At 60.9% G+C, this 20,692-nt stretch carries 18 protein-coding genes; 7 read left to right on the plus strand and 11 right to left on the minus strand.

The window, feature by feature from the left end:
- Positions 1-423: 423 nt before the first annotated feature.
- Positions 424-2,136 carry a type I secretion system permease/ATPase gene (locus AB4118_RS30980; RefSeq protein ID WP_441493336.1) on the plus strand — a complete coding sequence of 571 codons (1,713 nt, stop codon included), beginning with the start codon at positions 424-426 and terminating at the stop codon, positions 2,134-2,136.
- A gap of 3 nt (positions 2,137-2,139) precedes the next feature.
- A complete protein-coding gene (locus AB4118_RS30985) occupies positions 2,140-3,450 on the plus strand; it encodes an HlyD family type I secretion periplasmic adaptor subunit (RefSeq protein WP_441493337.1) in 1,311 nt (436 codons plus the stop codon).
- Between the two features lie 223 nt (positions 3,451-3,673).
- Here AB4118_RS30985 and AB4118_RS30990 read toward each other — a convergent pair whose 3' ends face one another.
- The 3 genes from AB4118_RS30990 to AB4118_RS31000 form a co-directional block, all read right to left on the minus strand.
- Entirely contained in the window at positions 3,674-4,351 is a 678-nt protein-coding gene (locus AB4118_RS30990; RefSeq protein ID WP_441493338.1) for a response regulator, read from the minus strand.
- The gene (locus AB4118_RS30995) at positions 4,344-5,792 is read right to left on the minus strand and encodes a sensor histidine kinase (RefSeq protein ID WP_441493339.1); all 1,449 of its coding nucleotides are present in this window, start codon (positions 5,790-5,792) and stop codon (positions 4,344-4,346) included. The genes AB4118_RS30990 and AB4118_RS30995 overlap by 8 nt, the downstream gene beginning before the upstream one ends.
- Before the next feature lie 447 nt (positions 5,793-6,239).
- Entirely contained in the window at positions 6,240-6,536 is a 297-nt protein-coding gene (locus tag AB4118_RS31000; RefSeq protein WP_441493340.1) for a hypothetical protein, read from the minus strand.
- Between the two features lie 239 nt (positions 6,537-6,775).
- On the opposite strand from AB4118_RS31000, the gene AB4118_RS31005 reads away from it, so the two are divergent.
- The 3 genes from AB4118_RS31005 (at position 6,776) to AB4118_RS31015 (ending at position 10,081) form a co-directional block, all read left to right on the plus strand.
- Positions 6,776-7,180, plus strand: a complete 405-nt coding sequence (locus AB4118_RS31005) for a response regulator transcription factor (protein WP_441493341.1) — start codon at positions 6,776-6,778, stop codon at positions 7,178-7,180.
- A gap of 125 nt (positions 7,181-7,305) precedes the next feature.
- The gene (locus AB4118_RS31010) at positions 7,306-8,682 is read left to right on the plus strand and encodes a transposase (RefSeq protein ID WP_441493342.1); all 1,377 of its coding nucleotides are present in this window, start codon (positions 7,306-7,308) and stop codon (positions 8,680-8,682) included.
- Between the two features lie 856 nt (positions 8,683-9,538).
- The gene (locus AB4118_RS31015) at positions 9,539-10,081 is read left to right on the plus strand and encodes a hypothetical protein (protein ID WP_441493343.1); all 543 of its coding nucleotides are present in this window, start codon (positions 9,539-9,541) and stop codon (positions 10,079-10,081) included.
- Positions 10,082-10,571: 490 nt separating this feature from the next.
- Here AB4118_RS31015 and AB4118_RS31020 read toward each other — a convergent pair whose 3' ends face one another.
- From AB4118_RS31020 to AB4118_RS31055, 8 genes are all read right to left on the minus strand, one after another.
- Positions 10,572-10,769, minus strand: coding sequence for a hypothetical protein (locus AB4118_RS31020; protein ID WP_441493359.1), 198 nt, complete (start codon positions 10,767-10,769; stop codon positions 10,572-10,574).
- A gap of 56 nt (positions 10,770-10,825) precedes the next feature.
- Positions 10,826-12,478, minus strand: coding sequence for an IS66 family transposase (gene tnpC, locus AB4118_RS31025; protein ID WP_441493344.1), 1,653 nt, complete (start codon positions 12,476-12,478; stop codon positions 10,826-10,828).
- Positions 12,479-12,537: 59 nt separating this feature from the next.
- The gene (gene tnpB, locus AB4118_RS31030; RefSeq protein ID WP_441493345.1) at positions 12,538-12,885 is read right to left on the minus strand and encodes an IS66 family insertion sequence element accessory protein TnpB; all 348 of its coding nucleotides are present in this window, start codon (positions 12,883-12,885) and stop codon (positions 12,538-12,540) included.
- Positions 12,882-13,262, minus strand: a complete 381-nt coding sequence (tnpA, locus tag AB4118_RS31035; RefSeq protein ID WP_441493346.1) for an IS66-like element accessory protein TnpA — start codon at positions 13,260-13,262, stop codon at positions 12,882-12,884. The genes tnpB and tnpA overlap by 4 nt, the downstream gene beginning before the upstream one ends.
- 621 nt (positions 13,263-13,883) lie before the next feature.
- A complete protein-coding gene (locus AB4118_RS31040; protein WP_441493347.1) occupies positions 13,884-14,324 on the minus strand; it encodes an HD domain-containing protein in 441 nt (146 codons plus the stop codon).
- A gap of 261 nt (positions 14,325-14,585) precedes the next feature.
- Positions 14,586-15,590, minus strand: coding sequence for a helix-turn-helix transcriptional regulator (locus tag AB4118_RS31045; protein ID WP_441493348.1), 1,005 nt, complete (start codon positions 15,588-15,590; stop codon positions 14,586-14,588).
- Between the two features lie 831 nt (positions 15,591-16,421).
- A complete protein-coding gene (locus AB4118_RS31050; protein ID WP_441493349.1) occupies positions 16,422-17,021 on the minus strand; it encodes an NADPH-dependent F420 reductase in 600 nt (199 codons plus the stop codon).
- Between the two features lie 203 nt (positions 17,022-17,224).
- Entirely contained in the window at positions 17,225-17,959 is a 735-nt protein-coding gene (locus tag AB4118_RS31055) for an SDR family NAD(P)-dependent oxidoreductase (protein WP_441493350.1), read from the minus strand.
- Between the two features lie 275 nt (positions 17,960-18,234).
- On the opposite strand from AB4118_RS31055, the gene AB4118_RS31060 reads away from it, so the two are divergent.
- Both AB4118_RS31060 and AB4118_RS31065 read left to right on the plus strand, forming a co-directional pair.
- Positions 18,235-19,131, plus strand: coding sequence for a LysR family transcriptional regulator (locus tag AB4118_RS31060; RefSeq protein WP_441493351.1), 897 nt, complete (start codon positions 18,235-18,237; stop codon positions 19,129-19,131).
- Between the two features lie 469 nt (positions 19,132-19,600).
- Positions 19,601-20,512 (plus strand): universal stress protein, encoded by a 912-nt coding sequence (locus AB4118_RS31065; protein WP_441493352.1) that lies wholly within the window; start codon positions 19,601-19,603, stop codon positions 20,510-20,512.
- The last annotated feature ends 180 nt before the right edge of the window (positions 20,513-20,692 follow it).

Genomic DNA, 20,692 nt, shown 5'->3' on the forward strand with positions numbered 1-20,692 from the left:
CATTCCGGCGCACTGCGGCATCGCAACCTGGGCACGGGAGCCGGCGGTGAAGGTCAGGGCGAAGCGACCATCGTCCGAATGATGTCGGACCATAGTCCTTGAAGGCTTTGGACGAGAGTACGTTCTGCCGAGGCGGCGATCGGATTAGGGTCGCTGGATAGCGCATGCCGAGGGCGGTTTCAGCGCCGATGTGATGTCCAGCATCCGGATTCCGGGCCGTTTCGACGGAGATTGCGACGTGATTTCAGGGAATGGCATGATTGTTGTGCCGCACGACCGGAGCCGCAGATGCTCGTCGTCGGGACAAGCCCTTGCCAGGCAGGCCCCTTGCGGCGGGAGAGTGGAAAGCCCCTTGAGCCCAGGCGCATCCGATCCGGCCGCAAGCCTGACGCCGGCAACACATGGGGTGGGGATATGGGGGCCATGACGTCGAAGGGCCCTTCCTGGCTCGCTTCGAGCTGGGACGCGTACGCGGGTGTCGCGCTCCTGAGCGGCTTGATCAACGTGCTCTATCTGAGCGGCTCCATCTTCATGCTGGAGGTCTACGATCGGGTGCTGCCGAGCCGCAGTATCCCCACGCTCATTGGCCTCGCTGCGATCACGGCGGCGCTCTACGCCTTCCAGGGACTGTTCGATCTCTGCCGGGGGCGCATCCTTTCGCGTATCGGCGCGACGCTCGACCGCGAGCTCTCCCAGGATGTCTTTCAGGCGGTGCTCCGGCAGCCCTTGCGCAGCCGGATCGATGGCGACGGACAACAGCCCTTGCGCGACCTCGACCAAATGAAAGCCTTCCTGGCGAGCGGAGGGCCGGCTGCGCTCTTCGATCTGCCCTGGATGCCACTCTACCTGGCGGTCTGTTTTGCCTTCCACGCCTGGATCGGCCTGGCGGCGCTTGGCGGGGCCCTGTTCCTCGTCGCCGTGACGCTTCTGACAGACATGCTCACCCGCCATGCGACCAGGTCAGCCGTTGGCGCCGCGGCTATCCGCAGCCGGATCACCGAGTCTGGTCGGCGCAATGCCGAAGTGGTCCGGGCCCTTGGCATGGCGCGGCGCATCGGTGCGCGCTGGGACGATGCCAACAGCCGCCACATGACCTTCCAGCAAAGGGCTTCCGATGTCTCCGGCGGCTTCGGTGCGCTGACGAAGGTGACGCGCATGCTGCTCCAGTCGGCCATTCTCGGCATCGGTGCCTATCTCGTCATCGACGGCCAGGCGACCGGGGGCATCATGATCGCCTCCTCGATCCTGACCTCCCGGGCACTGGCCCCGGTGGAGCTTGCCATCGCAAACTGGAGAGGCTTTGTCGGCGCGAGGCAGGGGTGGCGCAGGCTTCAGCAGGTCATGGGGACCGAAGCGGCGCCGGGCGGACGGTTGAAGCTGCCGGCACCTCGCCTGTCGCTGAGCGTCGAGAACGCTGCGGTGGTTGCCCCGGGGCAGGGGCGCCTCCTGGTCCAGGAGATTTCATTTGCGCTCAAGGCCGGTCAGGGCGTGGGCGTCATCGGGCCAAGCGGCTCCGGCAAATCGAGCCTTGCGCGGCTGCTTGTCGGCATCTGGCCGGTCTGCCGTGGCAAAATCAGGCTTGATGGTGCTGCCCTCGAGCATTGGCCTGATGAAGATCTGGGCGGGTATCTCGGTTATCTGCCGCAGGATGTCGAGCTCTTCGCGGGAACAGTGACCGAGAACATCGCGCGCTTCGACCCGGCTGCCGATCCGGAGCATGTCATTGCCGCAGCCAAGGCTGCGAACGTGCATGACCTGATCCTCCGTCTGCCTGATGGCTATGAAACCGAAATTGGCGATAGCGGAGCCGCCCTGTCGGCGGGGCAGCGCCAGCGGATCGGTCTTGCTCGGGCGCTGTTCCGCGACCCGTTCCTCATCGTGCTCGACGAGCCCAATTCCAATCTCGACGCCGAGGGCGATACCGCGCTGACGCAGGCCATCCTCGGGGTCAGGGCACGCGGCGGCATCGTCGTGGTCGTTGCGCATCGCCCGAGTGCGCTGGCGGGGGTGGATATGATCCTGATGATGGACGGAGGGCGGGCACAGGCCTTCGGTCCGAAGGACGAGGTTCTGTCCAGGGTGACGCGCCCTGTGCCGCTCCCGGCCGCGGCCGTCCTCAAGGCAGTGGAGAACTGATCCATGTCGCCGAAAACCGCAACAGACCCCCGCCGGTCGATCAGGCGCCACCTGCTCGCAAGCCTCGCCGGTACGACCATCCTTGTGGGCGGGCTCTACGGATGGGCCGCGAGGACGGAGGTGTCCGGAGCAGTCGTCGCTGCAGGGGTGGTTGTCGTCGACTCGAATGCGAAGAAAGTACAGCACCCGACCGGCGGAGTTGTCGGTGCGCTCAATGTCCGGGACGGCGACAAGGTCAAGGCCGGCGAGGTGGTCATTCGACTTGACGAAACGGTGGCGAAGTCGAACCTGGCGATGCTGTCCAAGACGCTCGACGAGCTTTGCGCGCGCCAGGCGCGCCTGGAGGCCGAGCGCGACGGCCGCGACCGTCTCGTCTTTCCCGATAGCCTCATGAAACGGGTGGCCGAGCCGGACGTGGCGCGGCTCATCGACGGCGAGGAAGGCCTGTTCGACCTTCGGCGCCTGGCTCGCGCCGGCCTGAAGGAGCAGTTGGGCCAGCGTGTCCAGCAATTGCGCGAGCAGATCGACGGCCTTGAAGTCCAGGCCAAGGCCAAGGGCAAGGAGATTGTCCTCATCCATCAGGAGCTTGATGGAGTGCAGGAGCTATGGCGCAAGAATCTGGTCTCGCTCAGTCGCGTAACCGCCCTCTCACGCGAGGACGCGCGATTGGATGGCGAGCGCGGTGCCATGATCGCCTCGGTCGCCCAGACCAGGGGGAAGATAACCGAAACCGAGATGCAGATTATCCAGATCGACCAGGATCTGCGGAGCGAGGTCGCCAAGGAACTGCGCGAGATTCAGGACAGGGCCGTCGAGCTCACGGAACGAAGCGTGGCGGCCGAAGACCAGTTGAAGCGTATCGATATCCGCTCTCCGCAGACCGGTACGATCCATCAGCTCAACGTCCATACGATCGGGGGAGTCGTCGCTGCGGGAGACACGCTGATGCTGATCGTGCCTGAAGAGGACGATCTCTCCGTCGAGATCAAGGTTGCGCCCCAGGACATCGACCAACTCCGCGCCGGGCAGACAGTGATGCTCCGTCTCTCTGCGTTCAACCAGAGAACAACTCCCGAGATTTTTGGGGTGGTCAATCGGATTGCCGCGGACCTGGTGCAGGATCAGAGGTCCGGGGCCCAGTATTACCCTGCCCGTATCAACTTCACGCCCGGAGAGCGCGAGCGTCTCGGCAATCTGAAGATCATTCCTGGAATGCCGGTCGAGACATTCGTCCAGACAGGCAGTCGGACAGTGATGTCTTATCTGACGAAGCCCCTGACGGATCAGGTCATGCGTGCATTTCGCGGGGTTTGACTGCCCCCGAGCGACCGCGCCCAAGGCTCCGGCAGGTGTCCGCCAGACGGCCCTGCAATGCCGCAAATGCTCGGAATTCATGGGCCAGCCGAATGCCGCCGGCATTCTGGTCTGGGGTGCAATCGATGGCCGGAGGGTCTGCTTGGCGCGCCCCCCTCGGAATGGCGTTATATCGCTGTTATCCCAATGGATATCAAGATTGATGTGTATTTATCTCCCGCAACTAAAGTAATCGAGCGTTGATGTTTTGTGTTCCGGGCGATTTTTTGTTGACCATAAGGGCTATTTCCACGCGATTCCTGGCGTGAAGCTTCTGAAGGACATTCGTGATGTGATGTTTGACCGTCTTTTCGCTGAGGGACAGGGAGTTGCCGATTTCCTTGTTGGTCAGGCCCTGCGCGACGAAGGACAAAACCTGCTCCTCGCGGCCCGTGAGGTCCGCGAACGGGTCTGCCGCCGCATTTCGCTTGGAGTTTGGCCTCTTCATCTGGGTCAGAACCTTGGCCGCAAGTTCCGGTGACACATAGGATTGGCCGCTATGGATGGCCTTGAGCGTGCTCACCAGTTCAACGCCGCTGACGCCCTTCGCAATATAGCCCTGAGCGCCCATCTGCATCGCGGCGAGGACCTGTTCCTCATCCGACGCGACCGTCAGCAGCACGGTCTTTACCGACGGCCAATGGGTGACGATCGCCTCGATGGCCGACATGCCGCCGCCTGGCATGTCGAGATCCAGCAAGACGAGATCTGGCAGCCGCTCCCGGGTGGTCTGAATGGCCTCATGGGCCGATGAGCCCTGCCCAACGACCTCCAGGTCGGGCTCGGAGGCCAAGGTGTGCACGACACCCGCCCGAAACAGCGGGTGATCGTCGAAGACGGCAATCCGGATCTTGTCAGCCATAAGCTTCACCTGTCGGTTGAAGGGGGAGGCGTGTCGTCAGGCGTGTTCCCTTGTTCGGCCAACTTGAGACATGCAGGCTTCCGCCAAGGATCTCGATCCGATCCCTGAGGCCGGTGAGGCCGAGGTGGACGTCGCTGGGATGATTTCGGTGGGGCTCGATACCCGGGCCTTGGTCCGTCACCTCGACAGTGATCAGCGCTCCGTCTGATCGCACGCTCACCTGTTGGCCCATGCCGCGCGCGTGTCTGAAAGCGTTATTCAGGCCTTCTTGGATGAAACGGTACAAGCAGGTTTTGGTGGCGTGATCCATGTCATTCGGTAGATCGCAGATGTCGATGGAGACAGATGTCAGCGTCCGCCGTTCGTGGGCGCGCACCGCCGACAACAAGGCCGATCTCGGCGAGAGTTTTTCGATTTCAGGAAGCGTCAGGCCAGAGCAAATGCTGCGGATTTCCTTCAGCGCATCAGACAATACCGACTTGATCGTAGAGTGTGCGTTGCTCCGTTTCCTGGCCTCGTCGTCCGCTTCCGTGTTCCGGGGCTTCAACCCATCAAGCCTGAGCAGGGCCAGGCTGAGCATTTGGGCAGGGCCGTCATGCAAGTCGGATCCAAGCTGCCTCAAATACCGCTCATTGAGCTCCGTCGTGCGGTGTGCCGATGCTTGCAGGCGATTACGCAAATCCTCGTTCTGCGCGAGCAACTGAAAGAGCTGCTCGACACGCTCCTGGAGCGATATTTGCTGCCTTTCAATCGTTGTGCTGCCGCGAGCCACGATCCAGAACAAGCCTCCAATCATCAGAATCGTCACGACTCCCGTGACGATCCAGCTCTGCTCTCGTGCCTGGATCAGGGCCTGCCTGAGTTCTTCGGCATTCTCGTAGAATTCGGCGACGGCAATGATCATGCCCGCGCTCGATCGGATCGGCGAGTAAACTTCGAGCTGAGGTGTATGACTTGCGTGGTCCTTGTCATGCTCCTCGATGTGGGGGTGATCGAATTCGGCGGAGATCTTGCCGTGCCATGCAGCGTTCAAGCTTTCCTTCGGCGCGAGTGTCTTGCCGATCTCGTCCTTACGAGTGCTGTAGACGAGCATGTTGTCATGCGCCCAGACCCTGATCGCGCTGACGCGCATATGGACGGCCGCCGTCTCCATCACGTCGTCAAGGGCTTCACTGCTATCGGGCGACAGCACGTTGGCTGAGGGCAGTGCTTGAAGATGCGGCTGGACGAAGTTGTCCATGTACCGGGCCGTCGCGACGGCTGCATTCTCCGTGACGATGGTCTCGATGATATCGGAAACCCACCCTCCCAGGGTCAGCATGCCGACGACGACGAGGGCTGAACTCGCCAGCGTGTATTGCTTGGCGAGGCTCAATTTATGCCATTGTCTATTGAGGTAAGAAGTCAATAAATAGGATCTTAAATGTGCCTTAGTTGTCATTCTCTATGTCCTGAATATGAACTGTAGAATGAATTAATACATATTTAAAATCTAATATATTTGAATATTCAGATATTACGTTAGTGTCAAAGAGGTGGTTTAAGATCATGGCACGCCCAAAAGAGTTTGGCGGGAGAGGCATGAATTTAGCGATAGACCATGACGCTGGATTCTAATATGTATCCCGTCCAATTCTTTGTCAAAGAAATTTGGAGAGTTGAAGCTGCTTCCGAACGAAGCGGTCACGGAATAGTTACAGTCTGTTCGGGCGGCTCCGCCCGTCTCACGTCTCTTCCGCAACAACTTCCGACATTGAGGGGTTGCCCAGGAGCGGACAGCCTTGGGGCGGTCTCGGTAGCTCCTTAGGGGACCTTCGACGATGCATGTAATTTGGGCCCGATGGCCAGACAGCCGCGGCGATCTCTAGATTGTTGGCGCTGAGCTAGTTCAACAATCGTGTTCTCCGATTTTCGTCCAGGCGGTCGCCATGGCCTCCGCGTCCAATTCCAATGAGGTTGCCAGCTCGTGGTATTCCGCAATCCGTTCAGAGCGCGTGGGCGCGTCCGAACTGCGCCAGAATTCAAGCCCATTGCATGTCAATTCGTACGCCTCGCAGATATCGAGAAACGCCGGATCGCGGCTCTGATCAAAGGCGACACGCCAATGAGGCAAGCGCAGCATCAAACGTGCACGACCGCGCCTCTGGGTCAGCGTCATGGCCAAGGCCTCAACCAGCTTGGACATCGCTCTCAAGGAATATAGGGAAGTCCATTCCTGCTGGACAATGCTGCCACTAACGCGCTGTTCCCACTATTGTCCCTAAGGTCCGCGCGCGGAATGCGGTGTGAGGCCGAGATGGGTGGGGTAGGAAGCTGCGCTCGTCTCGACTATCGTTCACATACGATCCAACAGTTCGGTAGACAATAAGCAAGAACTGCGTCAGCCTCCGCTCCATGGGGCAATGTCTATCCTGGATCGCTATCGTGGACGACGAGCCGTCCGTGTTGAAATCCCTGAGCCGGACATTGAGATTTCACGATTACGAGACGAAAATATTCAAATCAGCTTACGATTTTCTGGCGGCCTTTTCCGAAGGGACACCCGCCTGCCTCATCCTCGACGTAATGATGCCGGGCATGACCGGCCCTGAGCTTCACCATCGCTTGATCGAGGCCAACATCCATATCCCGACGATCGTCATTACCGCGCACGATGGGGATCAGGAGTGGGCTCACCATTCGGATATTGTCGCCATTCTCTCGAAACCTCTGCAGAATTCGGCTCTATTCGACGCGATAACCATTGCCCTCCGACCAGACAAGGAACGCCACGAACACTTGGAAGCCCCCGCTCGGTTATCAGCGCGGCGTTCGGTGAATCTGGAATAGGCTAATTTCGGGTCTTCCCACGCCCCACCGGTCAACGTTCAACTTGGGTGGATTTTGTTGAAGAAGTCGGTGTTGCTGCGAGCCTGAGGTTCTGATTCAGTCGTCCTTGGGCGGAGGGCGGCGCGATGATGGGCGAGCGGACGGTTGCGCAGGAGGCACTGTTCTACGAGTTCAGCCTTGAGCGGCATGTCCCGGCCAACCACCTGCTGCGCTCGATCGACCGCTTCGTCGATCTGTCCGGCATCCGTGCGCATCTACGTCCCTACTACAGCGACACCGGCCGGCCCTCGATCGATCCCGAGCTGATGATCCGGATGCTGATCGTCGGCTACTGCTTCGGCATCCGCTCCGAGCGCAGGCTTTGCGACGAAGTCCATCTGAACCTCGCCTATCGCTGGTTCTGCCGGCTTGGCCTGGAGGGGGATGTGCCCGACCATTCCACCTTCTCGAAGAACCGGCACGGTCGCTTCCGCGACAGCGATCTGCTGCGCGAGGTCTTCGAGACGACGGTTGGACGCTGCATGGCGGAAGGACTGGTCGGAGGCGAGGGATTTGCGGTCGACGCCAGCTTGATCAAGGCCGATGCCAATCGCCAGAACGGCGTGCCCGGCAAGGATGGGCTGGCGCCCGAGGCCGCCAACCATGCGGTGCGCGAGTATCTGGCCGTGCTGGACGATGCGGCCTTCGGCGCGGCGACGCCGGTCGTGCCCAAGTTCCTCTCGCCAGCTGACCCTGCCGCACGCTGGACGGCTGCCCATGGCGGGCAAGCCTTCTTCGCCTATGCGACCAACTATCTGATCGACCTGAAGCACGCCGTCATCATGGATGTGGAGGCGACCACGGCTGTGCGGCAGGCCGAGGTCGGCGCCGCGCGGACCATGATCGAGCGCACTCAGGACAGGTTCGGCACCTGGCCCGAGAAGCTGGTCGCGGACGCAGCCTATGGCTCAGCCGACAATCTCGCCTGGCTGGTGCACGAGCGCGGGATCGAGCCGCATGTTCCCGTGTTCGACAAATCCCAGCGTCGGGACGGCACCTTCAGCCGATCCGACTTCGCCTATGATCATGATCGCGATCTCTACATCTGCCCGGGCGGCAAGGAGCTTCGGCAGTTTCGCCGCCCCTTCGCGGTGCCGCGCGACGGCATCGATCGTGAAGGCCTCATGCGCTACAGAGCCGTCAAGCGCGACTGCGATGCCTGTTCCCTGAAGCCGCGCTGCTGTCCGAAAGAACCTGCCCGCAAGCTTCTGCGCTCCATCCACGAGGGCGCCCGCGACATGGCGCGCGACATCGCTGCCACCGATGCCTACGTCACCTCGCGACGCGAACGGAAGAAGGTCGAGATGCTGTTCGCGCACCTGAAGCGCATCCTCAAACTTGACCGCTTGAGACTGCGAGGACCATGCGGTGCCCGCGATGAGTTCCTCCTCGCAGCCACTGCCCAGAACCTCAGGAAAATGGCGAAGCTGATGCCGGTGGGAGCGCCGCCACGGGCGGCATGAGGGCGAAGGCCTCTCTCACAAAGCCACCCAGCCTCAATCGATAGTCTACCCAGCGCCGACTTCTTCAACACAATCTGCTGAATGCGAACATAGCGGACGGGCAGCTTCCGGCCCTGGCCGGCGCACGCATCAGACTGTCTGAGAGCAGACGTTGTCAGAGTCCGGAATGGGCCATCTTCCCCAATCTGGCGCTCTGCCGCGAACGTCTCGCTTGGGTCGAGAGCCGAACTCTTGTCAGCACACTCGTAGCGTCTGCTTCTTCGGCAATGCGCCAACGTCCGCATCTGGCGCGGGACGGAAGCGCCTTCACGCGCCTTCCAACTCTTGTGGTCCGCGATGGCCACGCGACCGCCGCTTCCGCGCGCTCGGAGCAACGCAGTAGGTCGCCGCCGTGCCGCCGTGCCAAAGCCGATGTGAAGCTCGCGCCGAACGCTGGCCGGAAACCCCGACCGTGGCGATCACAAATCATGAGGAGTACCGTGTGGTGCTCGAACGCATTGGCCAGATCGAGGATCTCAGGAAGATCAGCGATTCCGAACGCCTCGAATTGAGCATGCTGAGAGCTGCAGTCGAGGATTATCAAGCCCTATCCGATTGCAGCTCCAAGCCAACGGCGTCATCTGATCTTGTCTAGCCGCCTCGCTACCTGAGGCGAGACGCCACTAGGCGTGCGGCGGCGCCATCGGCGCGACCGCCGAGTAAGATCTCACGCAAGCGACGGAGATCTCGGTGACGGAACCGGTGACGAACGGGTATCCGACAAAAGTCGTCTACATCGGCGCGCCTATCGTACTGGTGTTAGACCCGCCGATCTGTATGGTTTGCCCCAAAAATTAATGGGGGGATCAAACAAATAATGCCCGAAAAATATAAGGGCTTCGAGCTCAAGGGGAGCACGCTTCGCAAAAAATGCGAGGTTGCGATTAATCTGGGCGACAAGCGGCATCACATCGCCACAGGCGATACAATGGACGACGCCTATATCGCAGCCCGTGCCTGGGTTGATCGGTCCTTTGCTGCTGCAAAGCAGGGCCGACGCGAAACCCACATCGCAACTGCTGAACAGTATGAGACGTACCTTCGCACCCAACTTCTAAAGCGGTACGAGCGCGCGATGCTGGCGGAGAACGCAGCCGGAATCAAAACGGCAGGCGAGCTCGCTCGCGCTGCTGGATGGTCGGATTACGGGACGGCGAATCTCCATTACGGCAAGTTGGGTCGAAAGGTCGGTGAGGCGCTTTCGCTGACCTTCAAGAAAATGGAACATGATGGATCGGATTTTCTGATCAGCGCTCTCGCCAACGAAGTTAGCGGGACTAAGACAGAGCGCGTGAATTGGAAATTTGAGATGCACCCAGAACTTGTGCAGGCACTAAAAACCGTTGGCATTGTCGAGTAGCCGTTGGCGATGGTGATTTCACCCCGCACGCGTCATTGGGGGCCTCGGCGCCTCGGCGCCTCTGGTTCTTCGCCAGCGGCGAGTGGTGTTGATCCGCCCCCGCCGAGAGGTCCGGGTTGAATGTTAGTGGGCGGTTGGCCACGGCAGCCGCGCGCTTCCCGCTATGACGTCGTGAAGACCGCGCTATCTCGCTAGATTGCTCTTTTCGGGTAGAACAGCACCTCCTCACGTCAGCCACAGCGGGGCTTTGATCGCCGGAGGGGCATATTCGAAATAAACCGAGTCTCCTCGGCGGAACCCGTAGTCAGGGACCCCATTAGCTCGCGTGACACGATTCTGGTCGGCAATGAAGCCATTGGGAGTCCGATTTTCGGTGAACTTAGCGGATTGGTGTCGGGTTATTCGTGTGCAAACCGGCATGCGATTGACCCCACATAATCGACATTTTTCTTAATCCTACAGTAACCATGCGGCGTAGGCCGCAGTACGGCTATTTCGGGTCGTCCGATCTTGTGAGCAGGTGAGGATTGGCTTTGTAGATTTCGGCGAGGCCTTTGAGCGTCTCGATGCCGAAGTCTGTGAACGCCATGACGCTGTCATCGCCTGGCCCATAGACCCAGACCACGCCGTCCTCCTGGTCCATTTCATTGGCCACGTCCCACAGCCAGTCCTCGTCCTCACCGAGCATTTCGGCGACGCGGGCAATGGTATGGACATGGTGGACCTTGTTAACCGGGGCCAATGTCAGGCCGCCGCCGCAGCGATGGCGGATGCTTTGGGCATCCAGTTCCAGGGCAGCAAGTCGTCGATCCGATGAGCTGGATGCGTGGCGATCCTGGCCAGAACGTCGGCGAGCCAGGCCTGAGGATCGACGTCGTTCATCTTGGCCGTGACGATGAGGCTGTACATGGCGGCAGCGCGTTGACCTCCCCGGTCTGACCCGCAGAACATCCATGATTTTCTTCCAAGAGCGATGCCGCGCAGCGCGCGCTCGGCTGCATTGTTCGACAAACACACCCGCCCGTCATCCAGGAACAGGGTGAAGGCTGCCCAGCGCTTGAGGATATAATCGATGGCCCTGGCGAGGTCGTGGCCGCGGGAGAGCTTGGCACGCTGTTCGCGCATGTAGACCGCAAGCGCATCGACAAGCGGCTTGCTCAGGTCCTGGCGAACTGTCCCGCGCTCCTGCGCACTCTTGCCGTTGATCGGCCGCTCGATCTCGAACAGGGCGTCGATGCGGCGCACGACCTCGACCGCAAGGGGAGAGAGGGCGATCGTCTTCTTGCCCGCAGCCTGCCGCCGGGCGTTCTCCTCAAGATCGGCCATGGCGAAGAACGGGCGCCTGGCGTGAACCCAGCACCCTGCTTCCAGGATCCGCCCGGGACTTCGCTCAGGCAGATAGAGCTGGCGATACCCATCGAAGGCGTCGGCCTGGAACAGCCCGGTATATCCGGCCAGATGGGTTTGGGGATGCTCGCCCTTGCGGTCGCGGGAGTAATAGAACATCGCCGCCGGCGGCGATGCCCCACCGAACGGCCTGTCATCGCGGACGTAGACCCAACATCGTCCAGTATCGGTCTTGCCTTTGGCCAGAACCGGCACGGTGGTGTCATCGCCATGCAGGCGTTCAGCCGCCATGACATGCGCTTCAACCCGCCTCAGAACCGGGTCGAGTGCCGCGCAGCCCGACCCCACGGCGTCGGCCATGGTCGAGAGGCTGACCGGTACGCCTTCCAGGGCATAGCGCTCGGCCTGTCGGTTCAAGGGCTGATGCTGGCCGAACTTCTCGAACAGGATCATCGCCAGCAGGTTGGCGCCGGCCCATCCCCTGGGGATCACGTGGAAGGGGCCCGGCGCCTGGCTGACCTTCTCGCAATCCCGGCAGGTGAACTTCTCCCGCACGGTTTCGATCACCTTCCATTGGCGGGGGACCGCTTCCAGAGTCCGGGTTACATCCTCGCCCAGCTTGCGCAGTCGGGTTCCGCCACAGCAGTCGCATGCCGTCGGAGGATCGATCACCACACGCTCGCGCGGCAGGTGATCGGGGAAGGTGTTCCGTTCGGGGCGCTTGCGGGTGAACCCTGCCACAACCGTGGCCTTGGCCACGGTAATTTCCGCAGCCAGCTCATCCTCGGTGGCACTCGCTTCCAGTTCCTCGAACTGCAGCGCCAACTGGTCGATGAGCCGTTGCGACCGTTCGGAGCGAGGGCCGTAGATCTGCCGCTCCAGCTTGGCGATCCGCAACTTTTGATGGGCGATCAAGGCCAGATCTTCGGACGCCTTCGCGCGCGCCACCGCCAGGTCCGCGGCCACGTCCCGCGTCTTCGCGCGCTCGATCGTCAGCGCCGCTTTCAGCGCGTTGATATCGTCCGGCAAGTCGGCAAGAGCGGCGTCCACGACAAGAAGTGAATCATGAATCCCACTCGCTGACTCCTAAAAAATGAAGCGTCCCGACCTTATCCGGCGCTGCTTGGCCGCCAGCTGTGCCGCGGGTTCCGCCAGTCGATACCGTCGAGCATATAGGCCAGCTGCGACGCCGAGATTGCGACCACGCCGTCGGCCGGCGACGGCCAGATAAAGCGGCCCTTCTCCAGCCGCTTCGCATAGAGCGACATGCCCAGGCCGTCGTGCCAAAGGATCTTGATCAGATCGCCCCTGGCGCCTCTGAAGACGTACAAATCGCCAGCGTGCGGGTCCCGGCCCAGCGCCTCCTGAACCTGAAGCGCCAGCCCCGTCATCCCCCGGCGCATGTCGGTCCGGCCGACCGACAACCACACCCGCACGTTCGACGGAACCGGGATCATCGCCGCCCAATGACAGCGACCACGCGGGCCAAGGCTGCACCATCGACGCTCGCATCGACGAGGATGCGCACGTCGTCAATGATGATTTCCATACGTCCGGCTCCAGCCGAACAAGCCGACCGCTCCAGCGCCGCAGCCGCCTCCGGGACAATGATCGCCGCCGCGAAGCCTGGCTCGTCTATCTCCGATAGGCGGCCTGCACGGGCCAGCTTGCGCCAGGCGAAAAGCTGGCTGCTCGACAGTCCATGCCGCCGAGCCGTCGAAGATGCCGCTCGGTGACCAGAATAACTCTCCGCGACGATCCGGAGCTTCTCTTCCGGCGTCCACCGCCGCCGCGACCCCGTCGTGATCACTTCAAGCCGAGAGAGCTTCGGCATAGGCGTATGACTATCCATACGCCTATTTCTTCACTCAGCACGCGCCACCGCAAGGCGGCCCACGCCGAAGGGCTACATCCTACAGGCAACAAATAACTGATAAATTTGACGGCCCCTACGCTCGAAATTGCGGAGGCTAGCTTCGGCGCCCAATGGGAAACAAGCCGCGCCGATACACATGTTGGCCCAGCGCAATTCGCTTAGAGACATTGCGGCACTGCATAATCAGAGGATTCTCGCTCCTCAAGGAGTGAATTCCAGGCCAATAGCGTTTCGAACAGTTGGTTCGAAGTTACGCTATTCGGGCGCACCGTAGACCCGAGCGTGGCCGATGCCGTTAACGGCCACTCGCCAACCAGATAAGAGGGTGTGCTCATCTTCCGTTTGGACCAAATCCGGCCTCACCCTCGAACGCGTAAAGCAGATTTAACCGGAGCAGATCGGAGAGGTCCCCCGAATATTGGACGCTGGCCAGCACGTTCTGGCCTATGTCTATTTCGAGGATGATGAGGGCAGGCGGTCCGCAAGCGCGGCGCACAAATGGACGCCCGCTGAAGCTGAAGCGATCGCCAAGCAGATAGCCCGCGGTTTGACGGACGCCGCGCGCTGATTTGAGACGCATCAAGGGATAAGTGGCGTTTCGTTGAGCGCACGAAGGCCGGCGGCATATTTCCGCATCAGGCGGTCACGATCACGCACTTTCGACAGTCGCACCTCGTCCATATTGTCCAACAGGTCGGCTTCCTTCACGGACCGGCCTTGTGGATGGCGGCCGGCCCGACGCACGAAAGTGATGTACTCTTCACCATCGCGTCGAGTGAGTGCGTCGACCGCCGACACGACATTCTCGGTGAAACCCTCTCGGCGCAGATCTTCGATCGTCCAATCAGAGTCTTCGACAACATCATGAAGCGCCGCGATGATCGCATTCTGTTCCTGACCGGACGCGAGAAATCGCGCCATCAACCTCATTGGGTGTGCGATATACGGTTCCCCCGCTTTGTCCCTCTGGCCATCGTGCGCTTTCGCGGCGATCTCAATGGCGCGTGCGAGCGTGCTCATTTTCTACATCTCTCCCGCTTATCGTCAGAGATGGGAACGCCCTCTTTGCGTTGCCCGGTCACAATGAGGCCCTGGCCAGAGCGTCTTCAGCTTCTTCTTTGGTTTCGAATGGGCCTGAAAGTTCATCAAACCCGCGATCCTCCCATGACGGAAGGACGTAGACGGGGACAACGCCATCTCTCCATGCAACGACCGTCTCGATAACCCATCCCGGCTCGCCGGGGTCGTCCGGTTGACGGCCGGGCCACGCCTGCGTCGGCATCAGCCCCTGGGGCGGCCGACCTCCGCCTGGAGGCACCGATCGATCCTATCTGCCTCTCCGGACCAGGAACAGGTTAGACTGAAAGATGCCCTCTCGCATGCCTCGGTTGGGCTGTAGCCGAACTGACGCCGGAACGCGCGACTGAACGTCGAATGATCAACGAAGCCAACTTCATCGCTGATGACGTGGATCGACGGAGCATTGCGAGATATGAGGCGGCGATGTGCCTCGATCAGCCGTTCATGATTGATGAAGTGAACGACGCCACCGGCGTTTTGAAACAGACGGTAAAGTTTGGAGCGAGACATCGCCATAAGGTCAGCCAACCGTCCGGGGCCGAATTCGGGCGAGGCCATATTCTGCCGAATGAAGGCCCGCGCACGCTCGATCAGAGGAAAGGACGCCTTCGCAGTGATCGAGCGTTTCCCACGCGGCACAATGCAAGCCGCCACCAGCGAAAGCGTTGCGGCGGCGATTCCTTGGGCGTCCTTCGCAGAAATATGCGGCAATTGCCGTGCCAGATTCTCGAGATAGTCCGCGAGCAATACTCTCAGCTCAGGATTGAGCTCCAGATCGCACGCCCCTCCAAAATCGGCGAGTTCCTCTTGGCAAAAGTGCTGAGGCAGGAACAGCGTCAGGACTTCCATGTCTTCAGCTTGGCCTTGCATGGCGAGGGAACGGTAGCCGAGATTGCCTTGCCTCTGCTGAGGGAAAATCGAGTTGGGATCAGGTGAGGCGGGATGGGCGAGCACGACGCATAAGTGAGGTCGAGATCTGTGCCGCCGATGCCGGACTGGAGCTTCGCCATAAAGTGTCCGGGTAAGAACGACGTCACCGAATTCCCACGAGGAAAACTCGAGCTTGAACTGCGCGGACGCTGCCGCCTTGGAGAACCGAGTGCAGCACGCGTCGAACTGATCTTCAGGCAGCACCGTGGTCGAAACGTTCTTTACGAAAGCCCTTCCGCGCGCACTCCCAGAATTGGTACGAGAGAGTGCCGACACGGGCATCCTCCTCCCGACTGCGTTTCGTGCCCGACCGGACTGCTTTCATATTGAGCCTGCACTGGGGTCGGGTCAGCTTCCGGAAACGGGTTTGGCGTTAGCGACGAACGCCGACCCTGTTGACACCGCCGTTGCGATTTCCGGGGCGAGGCGCCGTGACGGCGCCGACCCCGACTGGCCGAGCGACGAGACGAACGCCGGGCCGCGCGACGCATCCGGCGGGGTAACCGATATAGGTGCAATAAACGACGGCATTTGCGACTTCCGTTGTCGCGGCAAGCCCGGTGAAGGCGATTCCGGCCGTCGCCATAACGAATACCGCAAGTTTAATCTTTGCCATGTCAGGTCCTCAGGACTTGGAAGATAACAAGCTGATTAATCCTGCCACTATCGAAGCGGTGCGAAAATTGTACCTGAGGACATCACGTATGACAGGACAAGCAGATGCGCGAGGCCGGCGCACGTCTAGAACATCTGGGTGGGACGGAAAGTCAAAATTGGGACGTAGCAACAAAGCGAGCGCATAAATCCGGTAATTTTTGCCGATTTAGCGCTCCGGTTTCATAAAAACGCGAAGAGAGACCGGAGCAGATAGCACTATACGCGGCAGCAGGTGGCATCGAAATCCCGTGAGCATCAGAATTTGTCTTGTGATGACTGCTTCCATCTGAGCATCGGGCCTCTGACGGTTTTGGCGGGGAGAGGATGAACTCACTGAAGCGCCATGGACATCAAAGCGCGTTTCTAATGTCCCGGCCCCCGGCTCGTTGTGGAAGTCGCAGACCCGCTCGTCCGGGCAAGCAGCACCTCTGACAGTGGACAGTAAATCCGCTACTGCTCCTTCTTGAACAGGTCCTGGAAGATCAACTGGCCCCAAGTGCGGCCGCGTGCGTGCACCAGCGCGCCACCCTCGTTGAGCTTTCCCAGCTTGACGGGTGCGAACCCGAGTTGTTTGGCCAAATCCGCCACGGGAGTGATCGCGTTCTCGTCGTCGCTCGACAGAAAGACGACCCGGTGCCCGCCCTCGACGATCGGATCGGCAGCCAGGGTGGCCGCAATCAGGTGATTGAAACCCTTCACGAACTTGGCGCCGGTGAACGCCTTCGCGACGAAGGCGGAGGACGGGAGACCGTCCAGCTTATCAGGGACTGGAAACGCGTTCATCGCGTCGATGACCGTCTTGCCTTTCCAGCCCGGCAGGGCCTTCGCAACCTCGCGATGTTCCCCGAACGGGACCGCCAAGATGATTGTGTCGGCCTCGAGTGCTTCCCGCAGCGACTTGGCGACGACCGTGGGTCCAATCGCCCGAGCCTGAGGCGCCAACGCCTCGGGCGGCCGGCGGCTCGCGACGGTCACGTCGATGTTTTTACGGGCGAAGGCGTGGGCGAGGGCCTGGCCTATCTTACCGAATCCTACAATCGCATAGCTCATAATACTTCTCCGATCCGTGTTGATATTGATTCCCCGGGCTTCAACGGCGCTGGGTATTCGTTCCGCTGTGTGGCGACCTTCGCGTAGACGTCCTGCCGTGAACGCCTTCCGCGCGGCCGGACTGACCGTACAGCGCGGAAATCGTTCCACCATGGACACGCTGGTTGCCGCCGGTCAGCCGCTTCCCGCGATCCGGCGCAAATTCAGATGGCCGAGAAGCCGCCGTCGACAGACAGCTCCACCCCATTCACGAAGCTCGAATCGTCTGAAGCAAGAAACAGCGCAACCGCCGCAATTTCCTCGGGACGACCCATCTTTCCCCGCGGGATCAGGGATTCGAACATCTGCTTCGCCTCCTCGGTGAGGACTTGGTCCTGCATCGGTGTGGCGATCGGCCCCGGGTGCAGCACGTTCACCCGGATATTCCTGCCCTTCAGTTCGTTGAGCCACCCACGTGCGAATGCGTGCAACGCCGCCTTGCTCGCCGCATACACGGTGTAACCAGGAAAACCTTTCACCGAAGCAACTGATCCGGTCATGAAGATCGATCCGCCATCGTTGAACAGCGGCAGCGCTTTTTGCACGGTGAACAGCGTGCCGCGCGTATTCAGGCCGAATGTCGCATCGAAATGCTGCTCGGTAATCTCGCCCAGTGGGACGGCTTCGCCCCTGCCGGCGCTCGCATACAGGACGTCGATCTTGCCCTTTTCCCGCTTGACTGTATCGAACAGGCGGTCGAGGTCGTCGAGATTGGCCGCGTCGCCGCGCACGCCGGTCACGTTCCGGCCGATCAACCTGACGGCCTCATCGAGCGCTTCCTGCCGACGGCCTGTGATGAAAACATGGGCGCCTTCTTCAACGAACCGCTTGGCGCTCGCCAGCGCCATTCCGCTCGATCCACCCGTGATGACTGCAACCTTACCCTCAAGCTTTCCCATGACTTCTCTCTTCAGGCTCCGTGTTTGGTTGTTCGGGGAGGCCCCCGAGAACCTCAACATGGGTCCGCCTGAGTCAGACGTTGAGTGCGGAAGCGCGCAGATCGGTGGTGCGAAATCACTCCGACTGGACGACTGACGCCAGCCGCGCAGATCGGTGTCCGCCGTTCGGAACTGGGCCGCGCTTGTCGATTTAAGCTATGATGGCCGCCCCTCCTGCTGTTCGGTGTGTTAGATACGGGCTTTGGAAAGCGCACTCTGCGGTGCGGGATTGCACCATGATCGACTGGGATGACGTTCGCTACTTTCTTGCCGTCGCGCGCGGAGGCTCAGTGCGGGCTGCCGCCAAGCGCCTCGGGGTGAATCACTCGACCGTGCTGCGACGCATCGCCCAGCTCGAGGAACGCCTCGGGGCGCACATGTTCGAAAAGCTGCCTTCGGGCTACCGCCTGACGGCTGCGGGGGAGGAGGTCCTCGAACTCGCGAACCAGATGGAAGCGTCGTCGCACCAACTGGAGACGCGCGTCTTCGGTCGCGACCAGAGCGCGCGCGGGCTTTTGCGGGTGACGCTTCCACCGTTCCTCGCCACACACCTGCTCATGCCGGATCTCGCCGATTTCGCGCGTATGCATCCAGACATCGAGATGGAAATCTCGTCGTCCGGCGAGCTGGCAAATCTGACCAACCGAGAGGCCGACGTCGCGATCCGCATCGTCTCCGACCGCAAGACCCTGCCGCTCAATCTTCACGGCCTGATGGGACCGGAGCTGTTGAGCGGCGTCTACATGTCTCGCGATCGACTAGCCGCGTGGCGTGCGGGCGCGCCTGATCCCATGCGGTGGATCGTCATAGACAGTCATGGACTCCCGGTCTGGACGCGCGAGGGAGAGGTTCACACCACGGGAGTTCCGTTCAGAACCCCGGACGCCGAGACGCAGATCGTAGCGGCGCAGCAAGGGATCGGGATGACGAAACTGCCGTGCTTCGTCGGAGATGCCGACGCTCTATTGGTAAGGGTGCCGGGCATCGACCTGCCCATGCATGGGACGCTCTGGCTTCTCACGCAGGGGGAAACACGCAAGACGAAGCGCGTGCGGCTCTTCACTGAGTTCGTATCCCGCAGGCTCGCCGCGTACGCTCCGCTTCTCGCGGGGCTGTCCATATCGCGCGACTGACGCCCGGCAGGTCGCCGGCGACGCTTGCAGTGGACAAGTGCCTGCAAGCGGACATCCCCAGCGTCCGACTTGGGTCGATTCCAGGCGCGCAGGGGCCTTACCCATTACCAGCCGTTCTGAAGGTCGCGGATGGGTGGAAAGCCGAAGTTGGCCGCGCGCCTGTCTAACGTCTCTTCCGCAACAACTTCCGACATTGAGGGGTTGCCCAGGAACGGACAGCATTGGGGGGTCTCGGTAGCTCCTGAGGGACCTTCGACGATGCATGTAATTTCGGCCCGATGGCCTGCGCGACCGCCGCGGCGATCTCTAGATTGTTGGCGCTGAGGCGCTAACGGACTGCGCTCACTTGCGGAACGATTGCCCAAAGAGAATGGTGAAGCCTGAGCAATCCTGTGCCGCTCACGCATATTAGGTTAGCGCGACGCTGTTTGACGAGTTCTCGCTCTGCATTTTGAGTCTGGAGATAGCCATGACGCTAACTGCGAAAAACGATGGCCCCCTAAAACGCATCCTCGTTGCAACCGATCTTTCGACGAGATCGGACAGGGCGCTTCGACGGGCCACGCTCATAGCAAAACGTTTGGGTTCTTCACTTTCGCTTGTCCATGTCGTGGATGGCGATTTGCCTCATCGCATGATCGAAGCGGAGCGATCGGCCGCCATATCCGTGCTCGAAGATACTGTTCGATCAACCTGCGAAGCCGATGGGGTGTCAGCCAAATTCGAGATCGTGGTAGACGACTCGTTCAACGGAATATTGTCCGCCGCCGATGAATTCGGCGCCGACCTGATCGTCCTCGGACCGCATCGCCGCCGCTTCCGGGACGTTTTCACTGGGACCACCGTCGAGCGTGTCATTCGACGCAGCCGCATTCCAGTCTTGGTCGCGATCCAGCCGCCTTCAACTGTATATGAACGAACTCTCCTCGCACTCGATTTTGACGATGCGTCGAAGGCGGCAGCCCAGGGGGCCTTGCGCATGGGAATCTTCAGCAAGTCCGCCGTGAAGATCGTTCATGCGTTTGATGCTCCGGCCCTCGGTCTGATGAAGCGATCTGTTCTAGATCCGGTAGCGATCAATGCGTACCTGGATAAAGAACGGGTCGAAGCAGCGGAGCGACTTGAGGCGTATACAAACGAGCTTGGAATTCCACCTACGCCCAGCGGCGTCGTTCTGCGTGAAGGCAGCCCTGCGCAAACTATCTTGGTTAGCGCCCAGGATGAACGCAGCGATCTTATCGTCCTCGGGACCAGCAAGAAAAGCGGGGTAAAGCGCGCCTTGATAGGCAGCGTAGCCGAGCAAGTACTTCGCGACGCAGAACGTGACATTCTCATTATCCCGGCTGACCAGACTGACGAAGTTGCGGTCGCGTCAGCGTAGGTTAGCGACTCGTTTTCAGACGTCGCACCCCTTCGCGTCTGGGCGGCTGAGTGGGGAATGCAGACGCACGGTCGGCGCAGGAGCGAGCGCGGAGATGCCTCTTGGGTTCCCTCTGTCCGGTCGCCCACGCCGAACGCATCAGGCAGGAATGCCCGGCATTAGGTAGCGAAGGCCACCTGA

Origin of the sequence: Allobosea sp. 2RAB26, from assembly GCF_052115465.1 — a bacterium.
GTDB lineage: Bacteria > Pseudomonadota > Alphaproteobacteria > Rhizobiales > Beijerinckiaceae > Allobosea.